Annotated in this window: 14 protein-coding genes and 1 tRNA gene; 8 read left to right on the forward strand and 7 right to left on the reverse strand. The window is 58.5% G+C overall.

The genetic code is table 11. The annotated features are described in order from the left end of the window. Nucleotides 1–106: 106 nt before the first annotated feature. Both P9L99_19475 and P9L99_19480 read right to left on the reverse strand, forming a co-directional pair. A complete protein-coding gene (locus P9L99_19475; GenBank protein ID MDP8225551.1) occupies nt 107–2,248 on the reverse strand; it encodes a diguanylate cyclase in 2,142 nt (713 codons plus the stop codon). Further along, on the reverse strand, nt 2,249–2,539 hold the full coding sequence (locus P9L99_19480; protein MDP8225552.1) for a septum formation initiator family protein: 291 nt from the start codon (nt 2,537–2,539) through the stop codon (nt 2,249–2,251). It abuts the gene before it with no gap. 102 nt (nt 2,540–2,641) lie between these two features. On the opposite strand from P9L99_19480, the gene P9L99_19485 reads away from it, so the two are divergent. The 3 genes from P9L99_19485 to P9L99_19495 are packed head-to-tail and all read left to right on the forward strand — an operon-like array spanning nt 2,642 to nt 6,641. Beyond that, nucleotides 2,642–4,330, forward strand: coding sequence for a glycosyltransferase family 39 protein (locus P9L99_19485; protein MDP8225553.1), 1,689 nt, complete (start codon nt 2,642–2,644; stop codon nt 4,328–4,330). 2 nt (nt 4,331–4,332) lie between these two features. Then, on the forward strand, nt 4,333–6,372 hold the full coding sequence (gene ligA, locus P9L99_19490; protein MDP8225554.1) for an NAD-dependent DNA ligase LigA: 2,040 nt from the start codon (nt 4,333–4,335) through the stop codon (nt 6,370–6,372). Continuing rightward, nucleotides 6,369–6,641, forward strand: a complete 273-nt coding sequence (locus P9L99_19495; GenBank protein ID MDP8225555.1) for an acylphosphatase — start codon at nt 6,369–6,371, stop codon at nt 6,639–6,641. The genes ligA and P9L99_19495 overlap by 4 nt, the downstream gene beginning before the upstream one ends. A 13-nt stretch (nt 6,642–6,654) precedes the next feature. Here P9L99_19495 and P9L99_19500 read toward each other — a convergent pair whose 3' ends face one another. From P9L99_19500 to P9L99_19515, 4 genes are all read right to left on the reverse strand, one after another. Beyond that, complete coding sequence (locus P9L99_19500; GenBank protein MDP8225556.1) at nt 6,655–7,890, reverse strand: porin; 1,236 nt, start codon at nt 7,888–7,890, stop codon at nt 6,655–6,657. 239 nt (nt 7,891–8,129) lie between these two features. Next, nucleotides 8,130–9,233, reverse strand: a complete 1,104-nt coding sequence (gene ald / locus P9L99_19505; GenBank protein MDP8225557.1) for an alanine dehydrogenase — start codon at nt 9,231–9,233, stop codon at nt 8,130–8,132. Between the two features lie 130 nt (nt 9,234–9,363). After that, nucleotides 9,364–11,289 carry a biosynthetic arginine decarboxylase gene (gene speA / locus P9L99_19510; protein MDP8225558.1) on the reverse strand — a complete coding sequence of 642 codons (1,926 nt, stop codon included), beginning with the start codon at nt 11,287–11,289 and terminating at the stop codon, nt 9,364–9,366. Between the two features lie 72 nt (nt 11,290–11,361). After that, nucleotides 11,362–12,480, reverse strand: coding sequence for a PEGA domain-containing protein (locus P9L99_19515; protein MDP8225559.1), 1,119 nt, complete (start codon nt 12,478–12,480; stop codon nt 11,362–11,364). Between the two features lie 140 nt (nt 12,481–12,620). Here P9L99_19515 and P9L99_19520 point away from each other — a divergent pair. Both P9L99_19520 and P9L99_19525 read left to right on the forward strand, forming a co-directional pair. Next, nucleotides 12,621–12,693: transfer RNA gene (locus P9L99_19520), tRNA-Lys, on the forward strand. 150 nt (nt 12,694–12,843) lie between these two features. Beyond that, nucleotides 12,844–13,578, forward strand: a complete 735-nt coding sequence (locus P9L99_19525) for a hypothetical protein (GenBank protein ID MDP8225560.1) — start codon at nt 12,844–12,846, stop codon at nt 13,576–13,578. A gap of 12 nt (nt 13,579–13,590) precedes the next feature. On the opposite strand, the gene P9L99_19530 is transcribed toward P9L99_19525, so the two are convergent. Next, a complete protein-coding gene (locus P9L99_19530) occupies nt 13,591–14,571 on the reverse strand; it encodes a prolyl oligopeptidase family serine peptidase (protein ID MDP8225561.1) in 981 nt (326 codons plus the stop codon). A 161-nt stretch (nt 14,572–14,732) separates the two neighbouring features. Between P9L99_19530 and P9L99_19535 the strand changes: the two genes are divergently transcribed. From P9L99_19535 to P9L99_19545, 3 genes are all read left to right on the forward strand, one after another. After that, nucleotides 14,733–16,634, forward strand: a complete 1,902-nt coding sequence (locus tag P9L99_19535; GenBank protein ID MDP8225562.1) for a mechanosensitive ion channel family protein — start codon at nt 14,733–14,735, stop codon at nt 16,632–16,634. Between the two features lie 433 nt (nt 16,635–17,067). Further along, nucleotides 17,068–19,188: a PKD domain-containing protein gene (locus tag P9L99_19540; GenBank protein MDP8225563.1), complete on the forward strand. Its 2,121-nt coding sequence runs from the start codon at nt 17,068–17,070 to the stop codon at nt 19,186–19,188. 101 nt (nt 19,189–19,289) lie between these two features. After that, on the forward strand, nt 19,290–20,726 hold the full coding sequence (locus P9L99_19545; protein ID MDP8225564.1) for a trypsin-like peptidase domain-containing protein: 1,437 nt from the start codon (nt 19,290–19,292) through the stop codon (nt 20,724–20,726). Nucleotides 20,727–20,788: the final 62 nt, after the last annotated feature.

The raw sequence follows: 20,788 nt of genomic DNA on the forward strand, positions 1-20,788 counted from the left end.
TGAAGAATGGGTTCAAGCCGGTGGATAGTATCACCTGCGATAAAGCGTGTAAAGAAAGCGTCTGGAATCCGCGCTATTTTTTCCATGGCATTCGACCTTGAGGTTTTTATTGGGTTTCGGCCGCAAATTTCAGATCGGCCGCGTGCATGACGCGGTCGCGCCCACCCTGCTTGGCGGCGTAGAGCGCCTTGTCGGCCAAATCTATCAACGTGCTTTTCTCCGTGCTCTGGTCGGGGTACGTCGCCACGCCCATGCTGATTGTTACGCGTAGCCTCTCGCCGGCGAAACGAACCTCGGTAGCCGCGACGGCTTTGCGAATGCGCTCGGCCAGTTTCACTGCGTCCGCGGCTTTGGAATTAAGCAGTACCAGCGCGAACTCTTCTCCGCCGTAGCGAGCCGCGAGGTCGTTTTTCCGGACACTGGTGCGCAGTACCGAGGCGACGGCCCTTAGCACCTGGTCGCCGATGGGATGGCCGTAGGTGTCGTTAAATTTCTTAAAATGGTCGATGTCGCAGATGATCAGGCTGATGGGAATCGGCATACGCGTGGCGCGATGCAGCTCGTGGTCCAGCCATTCTTGGAAGTACCGGTGGTTGAAACAGCCCGTCAGTCCGTCACGCGTGGCCATCTGTTCCATTTCGGCGTGGACGCGCGCGTTCTCGAGGCTGACGGCCGCCTGCACAGCAAGTACTTCCAGGATCTTAATTTCGTAGGGCGAATACGCATTTGGCTTCTTCGTGCCGAACGCCAACAGCCCCGTCACAAAATTTTGTTGCACGAGCGGTACGCACAGAAGGCTCCCGACATCTTTGAGGGGAAGATCCTTGCTGAACACCGGCCGGCGGCGCTCGGTACCGCGGCCGCGGTCGCGCAGGTTCGGGTAATGCAGGTAGGTTTTCGAGCCGATGACCCAGCCCACGAGGCTGTCGTGCAGCGGAAAACGGGTGTCGAGCCATTTGTCGGCCGGCAGCCCGGCCACGGCCTCGATAAGTCCGGACTGCTTTTCGTGATCGACCATAACCAGCAACGCAAAATCGAAGGTCAGAATATCCTGTACGGATTCCAAGATGACGCGGCTTACCGTGTCCAAATCAATCGACGAGCCGAGTTTCTTGATGAGTCCATAAAACGCGGCAAACTCGGTTCGCTCCGCGGTGACGTCGCGATAGAGGCGCTCTCGCCCGATCGCGGCCATCACTTGCCGCGCCATGACGTCTAAAAAGCGTTCGTCTTCGCGATCGAAGTGCGCTTCGTATTGGCTGTCAATGGCAATGACGCCCGCCACGTGCCCGTTTTCCACCAGAGGGGCCATGAGCAGCGACAACGGCTTGATGCCCCAATTCCGGTGCCGAGCGGTTTGCCGCGGCAGTTCTCGAAGGTGCTCAAAGCGCAACCGTCCGCCGCTGAGTCCTTCCTGTAGCACTGTGTCATTGAGGTTTTCGGAAAAATACTCCTCGGGGTAGTGCTCGTTGGAACTGACCGCGCGGGCGTACGCCGAGTCGGGTTTGTTGCCGATTAACACGATCACGCACGTGTGACCGGAAAGTGCGCGTTTCGTGATGTCCGCGAGTTCGGTCAACACGGCGTCCAATTGCAGAAGCGCGCTCAAATCGGCGCGGGCCACCTGATTGCGACTCAACGCCCGCAACCCCGAGTGGCGCTCTGTGGTTAAGTGGTTCGCTTCCTCGGTGAGACGGGACAGGGTCTCCTGAGCGCGACGCGCTCGTTCGTGGGCGATGCGCACCAGAACGCCGACGATCAGCGCAAAGAGAAGCGCGTAGACGTAGGCCGCAGTGAAATCGGACCATTGGTCGACGAGTGTTTCGGCGATCCAAGCCCGCATCGTAAGCGTCGCCAGGGCGATGATCGTCAGAACCAGCGTGGGCAAGATGCCGAGGAAATACGCCGCCAACGCGGTGAAAAGGAAGAACGCAGGAAACAACACGCTCTGTGCGCCGCCGCTTACTTGCAGGGCGATCACGGCGATGACCATCAGCAGATAGCCAAGTTCGATCTTGTTGGCGTGGGTGTCGGCATCCGGTGCGGTCAGTGCCAACACGGCGATGCGCCACGTCAGCAGAAACATGAGGATACCCAGTAAGGCGATCGGCCCCGGCTGGGGTCCTCCGGCGACAACCCGGTCGTACGTGAAAATGCCGAAAACAACGAGCGCCAAATAAGCGCTGCCTATGACAACAGCGTAGTAGCGCGTGATTTGGTTGAGGATGCCGACGAAAAATCGGCCCACTCAGGGCCCTCCCGCCTTGGTTGGCTTGATGACGAAAACTTTCTCGTCTGCGCGCACGAATTTCAATTCCTGGCGTATCTCCCGCTCGATAACCGCGGGATCGGATTGAAGGCGTTCGATGCGTTCCTGGTATTCGACCTCTTGGTGTTGCAGTTCCACCTTCCGCGCTTCAAGCTCTTCCTTTTCTTTCTTCAATCGATAAACATGGAGCAAACCGTTGTCACCCAGCACGAGGTAGACGCCAGCCACAAAAAAAGCGATAACGAGGCAAATGGATGTCCATTTAATCATCGGGTGGTTGCTCCGGTTCCAGTGTTCGTAGAATCGTAACATAAGGAAACGGCGGGACTCAATAGCTTTTTTCGAAAAATGTTTTTAAATTGGGCGTTTGTATTGCAAGACTTCGACAAGAACCTTAACCAGCCGGCCCTGGATCAGGGCAGCGAACCGTCCACAGCCGCCCGACCGGCGCTTTGGGCATGGTTGACGCTGGCTGCGCTCTGGCTCGGATGGTTCCTGGCGCAAATCCTGTGGTGGATGCGGTTCCGTTTTCCCTACGGCGCACAAATCGGTTATGAAGCGGCCGTTTTCGGCCGACAGTTGGCGGCAGGTGAATACGCCGAGGTCCTTAGTCACCTAAAAATCTCCAATTACTATCCGCCGTTGTACGAGTTCACGCTCGGTCTTTTCGACGCGTTTTTCGGATTCCACTTGAGCAACGGTTTGCTGCTCAATTCCGTGTTCGTCGCCTTGACTTGCGTGGCGGTTTTCTTGCTTGTCCGGCGATGGGCCGACGATACTTCGGCGCTGCTGGCGGCGGTGTTGATTCTCGGCCACGACATGGCTTTTTCCTCGGCCCGTATTCCCATGCGCGAAGTGGCCGTTATGGCGGTTGTGGCCTGGACGCTGCTCTTCCTGCAAAACCGCAAGCTGTTATGGCACCCGGCGTTGTCGTTATCGATCGCGGTATTGCTGGCCGCCGGGCTCATGTACAAGTGGACGTTCGCGATTTACGCCGCGTTACCGGTGGGCGCGACGTTTCTCTGGTTGATTTGGCGGGAAGAGCGGCGGCGCTGGCGCCCCGTCGTGTTGGCCGCGTTCGCCACGTTGGTCATCCTCGCGCTATGTATCCCCTGGTACGTATTCGTGCTCGATTTGAAGTATCTGGCCGTCAGCAGTGCTAACGATCCGCATCCCGATCCCCTGCTCTGGCAAATCCCGTTTTATCCCCACGCGCTGGGCATTCGCTATCTGGGCGACACGGCGGCGGGTTGGGCACTGTTGGCCTTGGCAGCACTCGGAGCGCTCATTAATCTGCGGCAACGATTCATCCCGGCGCTTTCGCTGTTCGGCGGTTGGTTGATTCTGTTTCTCATACCGCACAACGAGGAACGATACGTGTTAGGCCTTTTGCCGGCTTTGGCCGTGTTGGTCGCCCTGGCCTTCCATGCGTTGCCGCGGCGATTATGGATGCGGCTGTCCATTCTGGTCGCGCTGGTTTTGGTTATGGCCGGCAGCTTTCACCAGAGCAGCTTTGCGCGTCCTCGTTTCTCTTACGACTCAGGGGCGATTCGCACGCTGGCGGCCACTAACTGCCAACGCGACGGCTACCGCCTGGCCGCGAAAATCATTAGACAAGCCGCCGAGCTGGGCGAAAAGGACGCGCCCGCCCAACTGGCGACGCATCCGCTCAACCGCCATTTCATCACGTTCAACCAAGACATCCTTCCCCTGATGATCTGGCAATTTGGCCTCGGGGACAAAGTGGCATACGTGGGATACGATTTGACCGGCTACACCGCGTTCGACAGCCGTCTGGACGAAATCGACGTGTTGGTGGTCGGCGATATCGTGTGGAAGGCATCAACCGAATTTCTTAATCAGCAAATGGCGGCGTGGAAGGATTTTCGTAAACCGGACTGGGAAGTCAAAAACCGGACCCCTGGGGATCCGCAACGGCGTGGAATAATTGAACGCGATTTCGAAAAAGCGTATACCCATAACGATCCGTGCATCGGTAGTATTCATGTGTACGTACGGCGCACGGCCCAGACCGATGTGCCGGTCTTGCCCACGGAGTGAGAATGGAGCAACGGGAAGCCATCGTTCGCATCGATGAGTTGCGGCGGCTGATTCGGCGGCACAATCAGCTCTACTATGAACTCGACCGGCCGGAAATCGCCGACGAAGCCTACGACCGACTCATGCGCGAACTGCAGGAGTTGGAAGACCGCTTCCCCGACCTGGCCACGCCCGACAGCCCGACCCGTACGGTGGGCGAGAAACCTGCGGCGAAATTCGCCAAGGTCGAGCACCTCGCGCCCATGCTCAGCCTCAACAACGCGATGGACGAAGCTGAACTGCGCGACTGGGACGCTCGCGTGCGGCGGCAAGCGGGCCTCGACGCCGAGACGCCCATCACTTACTTGTGCGAACTCAAACTTGACGGCCTCAGCGTTGAAATTATCTACCGAGACGGCGAATTGACCACCGCGGCCACGCGCGGCGACGGCTACGTGGGCGAAGATGTTACGGCTAACGTGCGAACGATCGCCGGTATCCCCCGCCGGTTGCGGGGAGACGGCCCCTTCCCGTCCGAATTCAGCGTGCGCGGCGAAGTCTTTATGACCAAGCAAGACTTCGCGCGACTCAACGATCAACAACAGGAAGACGGCCAAAAGACCTTCGCCAACCCGCGCAACGCCGCCGCCGGCAGCCTGCGCCAGATCGATCCGGCCGTTACCGCAACCCGGCCCTTGTCGGTGTTTTTCTATGCCGTCGACGACGAACGATCATTTGCGGCCGGCGATCACGAAGGCATTCTCGAAGAGTTGGCCAAGCTCGGATTCCCGGTCAACTCCGACCGCCGCCGGTGCGAGGGCATCGCGGAAGCCGTCGCGTTGTACCACGAGATGATCGATCGGCGGCACGAGTTGCCCTACGATATCGACGGCCTGGTCGTAAAGGTTAACGACCACGATCTGCAGCGACGGCTCGGCGCGGTCAGCCGCAGCCCGCGGTGGGCGATCGCGGCGAAATTTCCGGCCGAGCAAGCCGAAACCGTCGTCGTGGACATCGACGTGCAGGTCGGCCGCACGGGCGTGTTGACGCCGGTTGCCAAACTGCAGCCGGTACCGGTCGGCGGCGTGACCGTCAGCAATGCGAGTCTGCACAATCAAGACGAGATCGACCGCTTGGACGTACGGATCGGTGACGAAGTCGTCATACAACGCGCCGGGGATGTGATCCCCGAAGTCGTGCGCGTGATCGCCGAACGACGGCGTGAAGATGGCCCCGAACCTTTCTGCATTCGCGAGAAAGTCGACGGTCAATGCCCGGAGTGCGGTGGCACCATCGACCGCCGCGAGGGCGAAGTGGCGCTGCGTTGTTTCAATCCGGCCTGCCCGGCGCAACTCGTCGCGGGTATCAAATACTTCGTTTCCAAAGCCGGGGTCAACGTCGAAGGCTTAGGCGACAAGCTCGTTCGGCAGGTCATCGCCAAGGGCTTGGTAGGCGAGCCGGCGGACCTTTACGCACTCAGCCTTTCGCAATGGGCCGGGCTCGAACGCATGGCCGAGAAAAGCGCGCAGAACATCATGGACGCACTTGAGGCGAGCAAGGGCGCTCGGCTGGACCGTTTTCTGACGGCGCTGGGTATCCGCCACGTTGGCGAAGTCACCGCGCGAGCGCTGGCCGATGCGTTCGGCGACCTGAACACGATTCGATCCGCGTCGCTGGAAACCCTGGCCGACGTCGAGGATGTCGGGCCGATCGTCGCGCAATCCATCCGCGATTTCTTTGACGACGAACTCCATGCGGCTCGTGTCGACCGCCTGTTGGCGGTGGGTTTCGCGCCCGCCTGGGAACGGATCGAGGTGCCGGCGGATTCGCCCTTCGCCGGCAAGACGGTAGTGTTGACCGGCACGTTACACGCGATGTCACGCAGCGAAGCCAAAGCCCGTGTCACGGCGCTGGGCGCGAAGGTCAGCGGATCGATCAGCCGGAAGACCGATCTGGTTGTGGCCGGTCCGGGGGCTGGAAGCAAGTTGACCAAGGCGCAACAATTGGGCATACGGGTCATCGATGAAGACGAGTTTCTGACGATGTTGGAGGCGGCGGAATGATTGCCAAGCGAATCGTCGTGTTTGGTCGCGTGCAGGGTGTGTGGTACCGCGCCAAAACGAAAGAGCGGGCCGACAAACTGAGCGTCACCGGTTGGGTGCGCAACAACGCCGACGGGTCCGTCGAGGCGGTGCTGGAGGGAGAAGAGGACGCGCTATTCGAGTTGGTCAATTGGATGGGCGTCGGACCACGGCTGGCTCGCGTCGATCGCCTGCGCGAGGATGACATCGAGCCAGCCGGTTACGACACCTTCGAAATCGTGCGCTTCTAAAAGCGAAGCTTCCTTAGAAAGCAACCTGCATCATCGACCGGAACCGGAAGTCCTGAAGCGACTCGTCGTCCTTGTCCACGTGCGTCAGCCAAGCGGCTTCATTCGCCAGCTTGATGGCGTGTCCACGCAAGTAGAAGTTGAGGCCGACAGCGGCTTCGGACTCGCTACCCATCGATCCCGCTTTGCCGTATTGCAAACCGGCCGCGTCCGGGTCGTCCGCCGCCGCGATTTGTGCGGCCGCGTATTCGGCGGCATCGTCTTGCAGCGTATCGGTCACGTCGACCCGCGCGTAGCGCCCGGCCACTTCCAACCACGGCAAGGCGAGATAGCCGCCTTCGACGTGCATGCCCGTCATGCCTAATTCGCGCTTGTCCGCTTCGCCGTTCTGCTCATAAAAGCCCGCGAAATAGGCGCCGTAGACAGAGGCCCCATACGCCTTGAAAAACAACTCAGCCGCGGGACGAAACGAGAAATCCCGCATGACAACGGGGTTGGCGTCATAGATCGAACCGGCGCCGACGGCCAGCCGCGGACCCTTTTTCGCAAAATCCGTCACGGTGGACGTGTCAATCTCGAAGATCTTGCCCAATACGCGGGCGGCCACGGCCGGATGGAATTCATTCACCGCCTGCGATTCCACCATATTCCACGTGTTCAACACCGCTTCTCCCGTGACCTTCGACAAGCCGGTACCGTTTTTGTCGCCGTACATCCCGGTCAGCAAGGCCGCTTGGTATTCGAAGAAGCGATGGTTGCTGTTATGGAACTGCAGGCCCATCTGCCGCTCGCCGCCGAAGTATTTCGCCGTAAGCGGCCAATCGACCAGTTGCAGGTTCTTGTAAGAATTGAGGCGATAACGGGTGAACGGGATCTTGTACTGCCCCGCCTGCACCGCGAACCACTCGTGCGCCTTGAAATTGACGTAGTAATCGAGCAGATCCAGTTTTCCGGGGGCAACGTCGGCTTGAAACTTAAATGAAAGCCGAGGATCGACCAATGTTCCCGCCAACGACGGCCGAATTCTTTTGAAAAACAGAGTCGAGGTGTAGACCGAATGAGCGTCGTCGCCCATGTCCTTCTGGTAATATTCGTAAAGCATCTGGGCGGACAGCCCTATTTTCAGGCTGCTGACGCCGTCATTGCCGACTACGTTGAATTTTGGGGGACGCGGGGAATCGGCCGCTGTGGCCGGAATCGCAGCCGCTCCTAAGAACACCACTGCCGCTAGAATTAGAGTGAACCACCGCATGCAACTAACTCCTGAAAAAAGTTTGAGAAAACCGCAGTCCGTCACAGACCTGCTACGCTCTTATACGAGTGCTGGGCTCCGTTAACACTCCACACTCTGATCAGAGTGTACAACTGCCGCAACCCTACGTCAATTATTTTTCACCTTTCATGATCAGATCTACTTGGAATGACGTCGCTTAACCAATAAGAAAGGCCGCCCGAACAGACGGCCCTTCCTCGAATTATCGGTTGTTGAGACTATGCGGTGTACGGTTCGTACTTCATTTTGAAGGCGTCAGCGACCGGTTTGCAGGTGACTTTGCCTTGGTGGATGTTGATGCCCTTGCGCAGCGAGTCGTTCTCGGCGACGGCGCGTTCGAACCCTTTGTCGGCCAGTTCGAGAGCGTAATTGAGCGTCGCATTGGTCAACGCGTATGTACTTGTGCGCGGTACGATGCCCGGCATATTCGCCACGCAATAATGCACGACGCCGTGCTTCATGAACGTTGGCTTGTCATGGGTGGTCGCCTTGGTCGTGGCCACGCAACCGCCCTGATCGACGCTGATATCGACGATGACGCTGCCCGGCTTCATTCCGCGAATCATTTCGGACGTCACCAACTTCGGGGCTTTCGCGCCGGTCACCAGTACCGCGCCGATGACCAAATCGGCTTGTCTCACGGCATCTTCGATGTTGCCGCGGTTACTCATCAGCGTAACCAGGTTGCCGTGGAAAACGTCATGCACGTAGCGCAAACGATCGGAATTGATGTCCAGGATCGTCACCTGCGCCCCCATACCTAACGCGATTTCACAGGCGGCCATGCCGGAGGTGCCGGCGCCGATGATTGCCACCTTGGCCGGGGCGACGCCCGACACGCCGGCGAGCAAGACGCCGCTGCCACCGTTGTTGGTTTCCAGACACCACGCTCCAACCTGCGGGGCAAGCTTCCCGGCCACCTCGCTCATGGGGTTGAGCAGGGGCAGTGAACCGTCATCCATTTCGATGGTTTCGTAGGCGATCCCGGTGCAGTTGGACTTGAGCATCGCCAGGGTCAGTTCTTTCACCGCAGCCAGATGCAGGTACGTGAAGATGAGTTTGCCCTTCATATATTTGTATTCAGGCGAAAGGGGTTCCTTGACCTTCATGATCATGTCGGACTTTTTCCATACATCGGCCGCTTTCGGCAGGATCATCGCACCAGCGGTCTTGTACTCTGCGTCGGTAATTTGGCTGCCCAAACCGGCGCCCTTTTCGACGATAATTTTGTGACCGTGGGCAACCAACGCGGTGACGCCCGCCGGCGTGATGGCTACTCGTTTCTCAGCTGTTTTGATTTCCTTGGGTACACCGATAATCATTTGGCAAACTCCGCTCGGTTAGAGATGACAGCTTGACGATCAGGCACGGGCTAAAGCCCCTTCACATTAATTCCAAGGATTGGACCTTATCGGCAACCAGCACCGTCGTCAACGGGCTGTTGCGCCGCATTTAACGTTTTTTCGTTCGCGCATTTTCGTTGGGCAGGACATATGTCGTGCCCTCTAAACCGCTTTTGAAATCGTCCAATATGCGTTTGGCTTCGCGTTGCGTGAGCAGTTCGTCACCGGTGCGCTTAGCCAACGTGCGCTCCAAGGACCGGGTCAATTCATCGGGATCGTACCGAACGAAGCGCAGCGATTCTCGAATCGAGTCACCGGGCAGGATTTTTTGGAAATGGGCGCGTCCGCCCTCGCCGACCAGTACGTGGGCCTCGTTGATCTTACCGAACAGGTTATGGAAGTCGCCGATGATGTCTTGGTAAGCACCGACGAGAAAAATGCCGATCCAATACAATTCCTTCGAGGTTGTACGGTGCAGTTCAAGAAAGCGCCGTTCGTCGTGAATGTCGATGAAGTTTTCGATCACCCCGTCCGAATCGCAGGTGATGTCGCAGAGAATCGCGGCCTGGTCGGGTGTTTCGTTGAGGCGGTGAATCGGCATGATGGGAAAGAGTTGTCCCACGGCCCAGGAATCCGGCAGGGATTGAAACACCGAGAAGTTGCAGATGTAACGATATGCCAGGTCGCGTTGCAGATCGTCGAATTCCTCGCGCATCGGCCCTCGTTCGCGCTTGGCGAATTTCACCGATCGGTGACAGATGTCGAAGAACAGCGCTTCGCCGCGGGCGCGATCTTCCAATTCAAGGAAACCGAGATTGAACAAACTGTGGAGTTCGTCGCGGTATTCCAGCGCGTCGTGATAGAACTCGCGGTAGTTTTTACGCGACAAGTTTTCGCAGATGTAATGCAGTTCATGAACGACTTGGGGGTCGTCGTCGTTGAGCGTGATTCCCTCCACGGCGAGCACGTTTTCCGGCGCGCGGTGCACGTTGACCACCAGCATCGCGTGATACGCAGTGATCGCCCGCCCGGACTCCGAGACCAGCATGGGCGGATCAATGTTCTCGTTGTCGCAAACGTCCATCACCATGTACACGACGTCGTTAGCGTATTCCTGCACCGTGTAGTTGGTGGAAGCGTCGCTACTGGTTTTGGAGCCGTCGTAATCGACGCCCAAACCACCGCCGACATTCAGATATTTAAGCGAGTTCACGGTTTTTTTCAGCTTGGAGTAAACGCGCGCCGCTTCTTTGATAGCATTTTTGATTCGCTTGATTTCCGTGATTTGGCTGCCGACGTGAAAATGCAGTAAAACTAAATCATCCAAACGGTCCGCTTTTTCCAGCACGCGCAACACTTCCAGCACTTCACCGGTCGACAGGCCGAATTTCGAGTATTCGCCGCCTGACTCTTCCCACCGCCCACTGCCACGGGCATGCAGGCGGACTCGAATTCCGAAAGGCACGCGGATTTTCATTTTATCGGCTAGACGAATGGCACGCTGAACGTCGGCCAAACTTTCCAGGATGATCACGACGTTGCGTCCCAAACGCTGGGCGTGCATGGCCATACGCATGTAGTTGTCGTCTTTGAAGCCGTTGCAGAGTAATAGGGATCCTTCAACCAGAGGCAACGCCAGAGCCAGGTACATTTCCGGTTTCGAGCCGACTTCGACGCCGTATTGGAAGCGCCGTCCGGCCTTGATAATGGCTTCCATAACTTCTCGGCGGTGATTGACCTTCACGGGGAACACGCCGCGGTATTCGTTACCGTAGCCGAACTCTTCAATTGCCTTGGCGAAAGCGTTATGGAGGTGCTCGATCCGATGTTCAAGGATTTGCGGAAAACGGAATAAGTAAGGCGGCGTCAAACCTTTCTCGCGCACTTGTTCGACCAATTCATACAAGTCGACTTTGTGGTGGCCGTCGGCGTTTACATCCACCTGAACGCGGCCTTTGCCGTTGATCGAAAAATAGCCAGCGCCCCAGGCTTCCGGAAAATACAACTTGTCAGCCGCGTTCACTTGTTCAGCCATCCACGCGCCCTCCTGCGGAACCGGCCCGGTGCGCCTTCGTCCCGCGACGGTTGGTGAGTGTTTGCGATCTTATTAATTCGGGCGCGGTAATGAGTCAAACGGTTTTTCAATAAGCGTTGTCTTTTTCCAAAACACCTGCACGACGAGGAGGCGTTGGTCGCCCTTTGCATCTTCCAATATCAAGACATGGCGGCCGATGGGCACCTGCCCGTCAAAAGGTATGGAACCGGCTTTTTTGTCTCGTCGAATCAGTTGCCCGGCGCGCCCGACATCTATGACCAGTCGACCGGTAAACTCGTAACGCTTTTCCAGAAAGCGCCCCTTTTCCAGAACGATTGTCTCGCGATGGTGCAATCCGAGGGAATCGTTATACAGCTCGATTTCATGCTTTCCGGCGGGCAGATCGCTGCGCTGAATCGGCAAATAGCCGGCGCTGCCGAGAAAAACTCCGTCGAGTTTCACTTTAACCGCCGGCGAACTCGTAATCGTCAGCCCGGCCTCGCCCTTGGTCAGCTTGAACAGAAGTCGGCTCGTCTCATCGCGCGCGAGCGTTACACTCTGCTCTTGCGGATGGAAATCGCTTTTCACCACTTTGACCTGCAAAGGCCTTTCGGCAAGCGGATGCCGGATGGTCATCGGCGTTACGCCCTCGACACGCACGCCGTCGATATACACTGCCGCCCCAGGCGGTTCGGATTCCACAAACAGTTCTTTCGCGACGATTGGTTGGTTGTGCTTAATCACGAAAAAGGGTTCGTCCGGCGCGTGCCGCAAAAACGAACGCTCGAATAGTAAAAAGCTCGCACCGTGTCCGCCCACCACGCGCAGGTCGGATACGGTCGATTGATCGCCCTCACCTTCCCGCAGCCATACGGCAACCGTTCCATCGGCCATGCGCCCGATGCCGTATTCACCCTTGCGAACCTGGTGTTCGTCGGTGACACGATCGCGATCGCGATCCAAGTGCGTCACGAAGGACCAGCTATGATCGAGCTTGAATTCGATGAACCCGTTTTCATAACCGTCTTCGGTTTGCCGCCAGAACACGTACGATCCGGCGATTTTGTCGAGCGTCAGCGTCATATCCGGCCCTTGGAAAGCCGGTGTCTCGGGCGTGGCGTCCCCGTCCCGGGCCGCAACGCTAAACGCCAGCAAGCCGACAAGCAGGATGGTCAACAGAGCTTTACGCATCGCGGTGCTTCTCCTTTCCGCCGGTTTAGTAAACGGCGCGTCGCCCCGGTTGTAAAGGGCGCGATCCCAGCCGCATACGCGAAAGGACTGGGGACTTGACACCGGGTGTTTGCTTCGTATTATCGTCCGGCGACGAATGAAGACCTGTAGCTCAATTGGTAGAGCAGCGGACTCTTAATCCGTTTGTTGGGGGTTCAAGTCCCCCCAGGTCTAAGCCTGATACCCCGGTGATTCCGGGGTTTTTTTATGGCCGGACGGCGCGGTGTTCCCGCCACGCGGGACGTTGCCGCAGCCCGGTTCTATGTGCTACGTTCGCGGCTGGCGGGACCGATTATGCGTCCCGCATTTCCGAAAGATTCCGAGATGCGAAGCTTTTTCACGTTTTCCTTAGGGATCATTTTATTAATTTGGCTGCCGGGATACGCGCTGTCGTTCTGGGCCGAGGGAGCGTATTTAGTCGCCAACTTCGGCGCCTACACCTGGGCGATCATCGGCTTCGCCGCCTACTTACCGATTCACTTCGTGTTCGTGCGGCGTTGGTACGGCCTGCAAACGTTGGAACATGAACTGACCCATGCCATCTTCGCGATTCTCTTCCTGCGGCGCGTGACACGCTTCGTGGCCACCGCGCGCGACGGCGGCGTCGTGTACCATCAAGGTAGCTTTGGCGGGGAGTTCGGCGACTTGGCCATCGGCCTGGGGCCCTACGTATTTCCGACTTTCACGGTGTTGGTTGCGCTTTTGCGGCCGGTTTTCAGTGTGGACTATTTGCCGATCGTGGACGGCCTGATCGGCTTCACGCTCGGCTTTCACACGCTGACGACGATTTCTGAAACGATCCAGGGTTTCGCCACGCGACAGTTCATCGACGTGGACGGCCAACCCACCGAGTCGGATATCGGCCGTGTGGGCGTCGTCTTTGCGGCGATCTACATCCCTTTTTTCACCCTCTTCTATCACGGCATTGTGCTGGCGCAGATGCGTAGTGGCTTCGCGGCAACATGGCAGTTCATTCGTACCGGAGCGCTCTTGGGCTGGGGGCACGCGACGGCACTGGCCGCCCTCGTGCACGGTCTCGTGATGCAATTGCTTAACTAAGGCGCGCGTTTCCTATTCTCGGTAACCGAAGACCCGACGGAAGTGCTCCACACAGCGGTCTTGGATATAGAAAAGGAAATACACCGACGAGAAGTGGCCTGTCGGCAGCGTAATGCGATGCGGTTTGCCGGCCGCCTCCCACCACCGTGTGGCCAGGTAATACGGAACGACTTGGTCGAATTTCGGCGACACAAACAGCACCTTTTGCGGCTTGATGCGCGGCGCCAGGACGATGGGGTCGATCTCGGCGTACATCGCAGCGGCGTTGCGGTACAGCGTTTGTTCGTCCCAGCCCTTGAGTTTCATAAATCCCTCGCGGGCCTCGATCACTTCCTCTTCCTGACTGGTCACAACCAATGTTGCGAAGTCGCCGCCGTTCAGCATCAACGTGGCGGCCGCCGGACGATCATCCACCGCCATCATGATACTCGCCATAAAGCCGCCGAAGGAGATACCCGATAAGCCGATGCGGTGTGCGTCCACTTCCGGTTGCTCGCTCCACCAATCCAGGCCGCGGCGCAGGTCGATCACCGTGCTGATGATGACCCGCCGCGTGTGCGCCAGGCCGTTGGCAGGAACGAATATCTCGCTCTTACGCTCGAAACGTAAGACGTGGAATCCTTCGCGGGCGTAGCGCGTGGCGAACATTTTCGAGGGCCCGTAATCGCCGCCGAGAATGGGGATCTGCACGATGCCGGCGCGCCGTTGCTTCGTCTTTTGCCGATAGTACCAGGCGATGACCTGCGTGTTATCGGGGTCGTCCTGGAAGTACGCCGGGAAGGTAACACGCAGCACATCGTAGGTCGGATACTGCTCCACCACTTCGGCATCGACGGTGAAGGGATTGGGCTCGTACGCGAACTGAGCCAGCGCTTTTTCCAGGCTGGGTGCGGGCATCGGCGCTTGGAGATCCGGTCGCGGCTGGGCGGTGCATGCGGACAATCCCACGCCTACGGCCAGCAACAAGGCCAGCATCGCGGTCCATCGATTCATCGTACGTCCTTTCGAGATTAAAAATCACCGTTCCTTTTTGCCCTACGGATTCGGCGCTGGCAACCCGTCGTGGTTGATGTTTTTTGCCTTGCAGCTTAAGTTGGTTCAATCCTGAAGCTTTCACTTGTTGGTCGCGGCCCGACCGCCGCGGGGGATTTTTGATGCGCACTAAAAACGCAATACTTGTCGTGATTCTCGCGATGCTGCTGGCAACGGGCGCCGCAGCGCAAACCGATACCAATGCCAAAGTGACGGCCTTGCCCGACGATTTGCTCGCGCTGGTCAACCAAGCTGAGAACACTTGGCTGGAACACTTGCAGGCCTCTCCCGTGATCTTCGTGATGGAGATGCCCAAAGACAGCGAGGCCATGACCCAGGCCGACCGGTGGCGTTTTCACGTCGTCGAATTGCGGGACAAAGCCAAATCGAATCGCGCGTGGCACGAATACTGGAGCCAACAGACCGATCACGCGGGCAAGCTGATCCCGCTTTACGAAAACGCCGGCGCCTTTGCCGCAAAGAACGACTTGGCCAAAGACGCACAACGTTACCAACACCGTTTGCAGACGATCAAGGACTGGCAAAATCTCTGCAAAGATAAAATGGCGAATCAGGATTCGTACCTGAAGGCCATCGACCAGGAAAAAGACGCGTACGAAAAGCGCCTTGACGCCGCCTCCCAAGCACAAGCGGAAGCCAAAGCCGGCGCCGCGCAGGCCGGCCCTAAAACCGGAGCCGAGGAAGACGACGGGTCGTGGTTCGCCGAAGCCACCGGCGGCACGCCCTACGCGCAGCACGAGGCGGTTAAAGAGCAACTGGAACGTCAACTTTTTCTACAAGAACAAAAAAGAGATGCTGCGCGATTCGACGGCGAACTCGCCGAGAGTCTCATGGGAGCCAGCGAGGTCGTGCTTCAGGCCAAACAGGCCGACCTGAAACTCGCACAACGCGAAAACGCGCTGGTTGATCGACAGATCAACGCGTCCAACGGCGACAAGGCGTGGCGCAAGACATGGCAGGCGATCGCCGAAAAGACCCGCGCCAAGCTGCCGGTGCTGGAAACGGTCATTCGGAATCAAAAAATCCGCGTGAGCCAACTGAAAAACGAAAAAGCTTATTTCGAGGCAATGGTCGACATTAAAAACGGCCGGGTCAAAGGCATCGGCGTGCAGATCAAGCAGCACGAAAAGAAAATCTACCGCGCGCTCCTGCTGACCGCGGGCGACATCGTCCTCCGCAAGGGAATACTGGTTCTCGCCTTTCTGTTCGGTGCGTGGCTGGCGATCCGCTTCGTGCGCCTTGTCGGCCGGTGGGTGCTCAAACGCGCGTCGGACGATGACGATGCGACCCACAGCGAGCGCGAAAAAACCGCCGACACCCTCGTCAACGTGTTCGCCGGCGTGGCGCGGCTGGCGATTTGGCTCGTCGTCGGGCTCCTTATTCTCGACGCGCTGGGCGTGAATATCAGCCCGCTGTTGGGCGCTTTCGCCATCTTCGGTTTGGCGATTTCTTTCGGCTCGCAAAACCTCGTGCGCGATGTCGTCACCGGTCTGTTCATTTTGCTGGAGAACCAGGTGTCGGTGGGCGATGTGATCGAAGCCGGCGGCAAGTCTGGAACGGTGGAAAAGATCTCGCTGCGGCGAGTCGTGTTGCGCGATATCTACGGCACGATGCACAACATCCCGCACGGCCAGATCGCGACCCTATCGAACATGACGCAGTTGTGGGCGCGGGCCGTGGTGCATATCGGCGTGGCCTACGATACCGACCTTCGAAAGGTTTACGAGTTGTTCAACGATGTCGGACAGGCGATGTTCGCCGAGCCGACATGGCAGGGCAAAATGCTTGAGCCGCCGGTTGCTGTCGGTGTGACCGCCATGGGCGACAGTGCCATCAGCATACGTTTGTGGGCTAAGGTTCAGCCGGGTTCGCAATGGGAAGTGGAACGCGAACTCTATGTGCGGCTGCACGAGGCCTGCCGGAAGCACAGCATCGAAATTCCCTTCCCGCAACGAGTGATCGAAATCAAGAATACGACGGTTGAGCAGGCTACCGAGACCTAACGAACGCCGTTCCAAAAGGAACGGAAAAAGGCAGCAGGCGCGACCAGCGAGACTGTAGCTTTCGTAGAGACGCGGTGGAACCTTTTCGGGCCGCGACCGGGCGGCCGCTGCGCACCTAAAAGGTTTGAGACCGTTGCGGAACCGCGTCACGTACGCTGATGGCGGTAGTTTGGCGAAATGTCGGCGATACGCCTTGTATTGGCGATTTTTCGCCAGCCGCGCTGCTGCGTTTCGTGAATATAAAATTACCCTTGGAACTTTGCTTCCGTTTCTCCTTCCCCTCAGTGTATATGGTTAATCGGTCGTCTTTCGATGCCGCTTGACCAAAAAGCGTTCGTTGTTGTGTTTCGTACTTCGTTTCGGTTATGCTTCTCTCCGTTATTTTCGACGCTTTTTACGCTGGCCCAGCCCCCATTTGTTCGCGGAGGAACTGATGAATCCCAAGCGCTTATCTCTATACCTTTTCCTACTGTGCGCCCTGATCGGCGGCTTGATGATGGCCTCGAATGCCTCGGCCGGTTGGGTCATCGAAGACGTAGCGGCCTCCGGCGATCAAGGGAATTACGCCAGCATCGCCGTAGACAGCACGCGCACGATCCACACCGCCTGGTATGACGCCGGAGTCGGCCGCTTGTTGTATTCCGTGCGGCAGCACAACGGCTGGCAGACCGTGCAGGTCGATGCGGGAAACCGCGGCATGTATGCCAGCATCGACATCAATCCGCTCAACGATCTACCGGCCATCGCGTACTACGCGCAGGAAGACAATCGACCGAAATACGCTTGGTTCGACGGCGAGGCGTGGCACACCGAGTTCATCGGGGGCGCAACCGGCGACATCGAAGGCGACTTCATCGATCTCGCCTTCAAGGCCACCGGCCTACCCTATGTCTCCTATCATTTCGACGACGGCGCTTTCAACGACATGGGCTTGAAAGTCGGCTACCGCGACAGTGCCGGCTCGTGGCACGTCTCGGGCGTGGACACCGCGACTTCGTCGGCCGGAATGTCGCAATTCGGTGAACACACGGCGATCGCCTTTTCCAGCGGTGATAACCCTCACGTGGCCTATCAAGGCGACAACGTGTTCTCGCCGCAACAGAAGTACGCGTGGTATGCGGCGGGGAGTTGGGACTTCACGGTGACCTTCGATTTCGATTTCGCCGGCATATGGTCCGACATCGCGCTGGACTCCGGCGACAATCCCTACATCAGTACGTGGAATACCGAGACCCTCGGCCAGGAGTGCGCCGCGGTCATCTTTGAAGTGGCCGACGAATGGACGCTCGACAATATCGAATGCGGGGACGGTGATTTCGGCGCGTGGACCAGTATCGCCATCGACGGCAACGACAACCTGCATGTGGCGTACTACGGCGCCGGCGAATTGCGATACGCGCTGGGAACGGCAAGCGGTTGGACGATCGTGACCCTCGACGACAACGGCGGCGACGGCAACACCGGTGCTTACACGACCATCGCCTTGGACGACCGCGGCTCGCCCTATATCGGGTATTACAACCAGTTGCAGAAGGACATGATGATCACCTATCTGCTCGACCCGCCCGACGTCTTTTCCATCACGCCCGCGGAAGGCAACAACAACGCCGTGTTGGAAGATGTGGCGATTGTCGGCGACCTTTTCGAAACCACCAGCACGGTGCGTTTGGTAACGCCCGACAGCAAGGTGCAAGTGCCGGGAACATCGGTTGTCGTCACGTCGCGAACGAATTTGGTCTGCGATTTTGATCTGAGCGACGTACCGGTCGGCGTCTACAACCTCGAAGTCACCAACATCGCAGGAGCCGGTGTGCTGCCGGACGCGTTTACCGTGATCACCGATCCGCCGGACTTGGATTCGATTTCGCCGGAAGTCGGGGCCAACGACGACGACGACTTCACGATTCAACTTACCGGCACGCATTTCACACCGGATATGACCGTCACACTGACGCGATCCAACGAAGACGACATGACCCCGACTGATTTCGTTGTTTACAACGCCACCAGCGCGGCGGCTGTCTTCGACCTGACGAACGCCCTGACCGGAGAGTGGAACGTGGTTGTCGAGACGACGTTCGGAGGCGACACCCTTAACAACGCTTTCACCGTCATTTGCGGCTTGCCCGCCGCCAACTTCGACGCCCTGCCCAAACAAGGCCAAGTGCCGCTGGAAGTGCAATTCGCCGACCGTTCCGAGGCCACGACGTACTGCGATCTTACGACTTGGGCGTGGGTTTTCGGCGACGGCGAAACCTCCGCCGCGCAGCGACCGAAACACACCTACCAAGAACCGGGAAGCTATGACGTTTCCCTTACCGTGACCAACGACGGCGGCAGCGACTACGTCGTGAAATCCGCCTTCATCACCGTCAACGCCCCGGGCGATGACGACACGACCGACGACGATACGGCAGATGACGACGACGCGACGGACGATGACGACGACGATGCTTCGGACGATGACGATCTAAGCCCGCCGCCGGACGACGAAGGGCCCGCGCGCGCCGATGAGGAAGACGACAGCAAGAGCGAAGGGAGCTGCGGCTGCTAAGTAGCCGACAATTTCAGAAATCAAGGCGTGTCTTGACGCGCCTTTTTTTACGCTCTTTTTCGTCCCGGACGTTATACTTTCGAGTAAGGAGGCGCAGTGGAATGATGCGTACGCAGCTTTTTCGTGCAGGGACGTTTGGATTGGTCGTCGTTTTGCTCGGCCTGCTCGCCGTGTTCGCCCACGCGGGCCTTCAGGAAACGAATACTCAGCGCCGGCCCGCCACGGCGATCGGTGAGGACGCACGATCCGCCCCGCCCCCCGGCTACTTGCTGGGTAGCAGCGCCGCCGGCGAAGCGCGCGTTCGTTTATCCGAGGCAACCATCGCACGCCTGACCCGGAACCTGGCGGCGCAAGGTCAGGAAAAACGCGCCTGGGTCGGTGTTGAAGCCGAATTGCCGAACGTTTCGGCTCCCTGGGAACACCTCGTCGATTCGACCGGCCGAGCCTCGTGGCGCACCGCCGTTTCATCCCCCGGCGCCACATTTTTGCGCGCGCGGCTGAGCCGCCTCAGCTTACCTGCGGACGCCACGATCGCCGTGTACGGAGCTTCCGGCGCCGGCCCGATTAAGGAGCTCAAGGCGTCCTTGGACGGCCGTCCTTTCTGGACGCCCCTAATTCGCGGCGACTTGCTGCACATTGAAGTTGTCACCGCGTCGCCAACGACGCCGGATATTCGCATCGACCGCGTTAGCCACGGTCTAAAAACGCTCGAGCGGCCAAGCAAGGAATCGTGGTGTTACCTCGATCCGACCTGCTACCCGGAATGGGACGATGTGCGCGACGCCTTGGTGCACCTGACCTTCAGCAGCGGTGGAGGCACGTACGTGTGCTCGGGCGCGCTGCTGACCGACGCGGTGGATTCTTTTCGGCCGTGGGTGACAACCGCCAATCACTGTGTCGGATACCAGTCCGAGGCCGACAGCGTCGAGGTCACGTTCTTCTTTCACACCGCGATCTGCGACGGCGGCCGCCCGGATTTCTTCTCGTTGCCCAGCCGCCGCGGCGCCGATTTGAAGGTGACGGATATTTCGGTTGACGTCTCACTGCTGCTGTTGGATGAAGACGCCCCGAACAACGCCTCCTATCTCGGGTGGTCGCTGCGGGACAATTCCCCGGGCACGACGGCGACGGCCCTGCATCATCCGGATGGAGAATACGCGCGTATTTCCTTCGGGTCGCTGCTCTCCACGAGCAACGCCTTTTTAACCGTGCGTTACACCGAAAGCTCCACCGAAGGCGGGTCTTCGGGCTGTCCCCTGCTCAACCAAAGCGGTCAACTTATCGGCACGCTTTCCGGCGGCGACGCCGCCTGCAGTTTTATGGCCGGTACCGACGAATACGCGAGGTTCACCGCCGCGTGGGCGCAGGGTTTCGAGTACTACCTCAACGGCGATAATCCAATCGATGACGACGATGACGGCGATGACGACGACGATGATGACGAACCACCCGCCCCATCCGACGACGATGACAATGACGATAGCGGAGGCTCTGAAGCGCGCAGTCGCGAAGATGATGGCGGTGGCTGCGGCTGCTGAAGGCGACCGGATATCCGAGCGGCCGGTGAGTTTACGATGTCAGACGAACGACCTCGTCAAGC

The organism is Candidatus Lernaella stagnicola, assembly GCA_030765525.1.
Lineage (GTDB): Bacteria > Lernaellota > Lernaellaia > Lernaellales > Lernaellaceae > Lernaella > Lernaella stagnicola.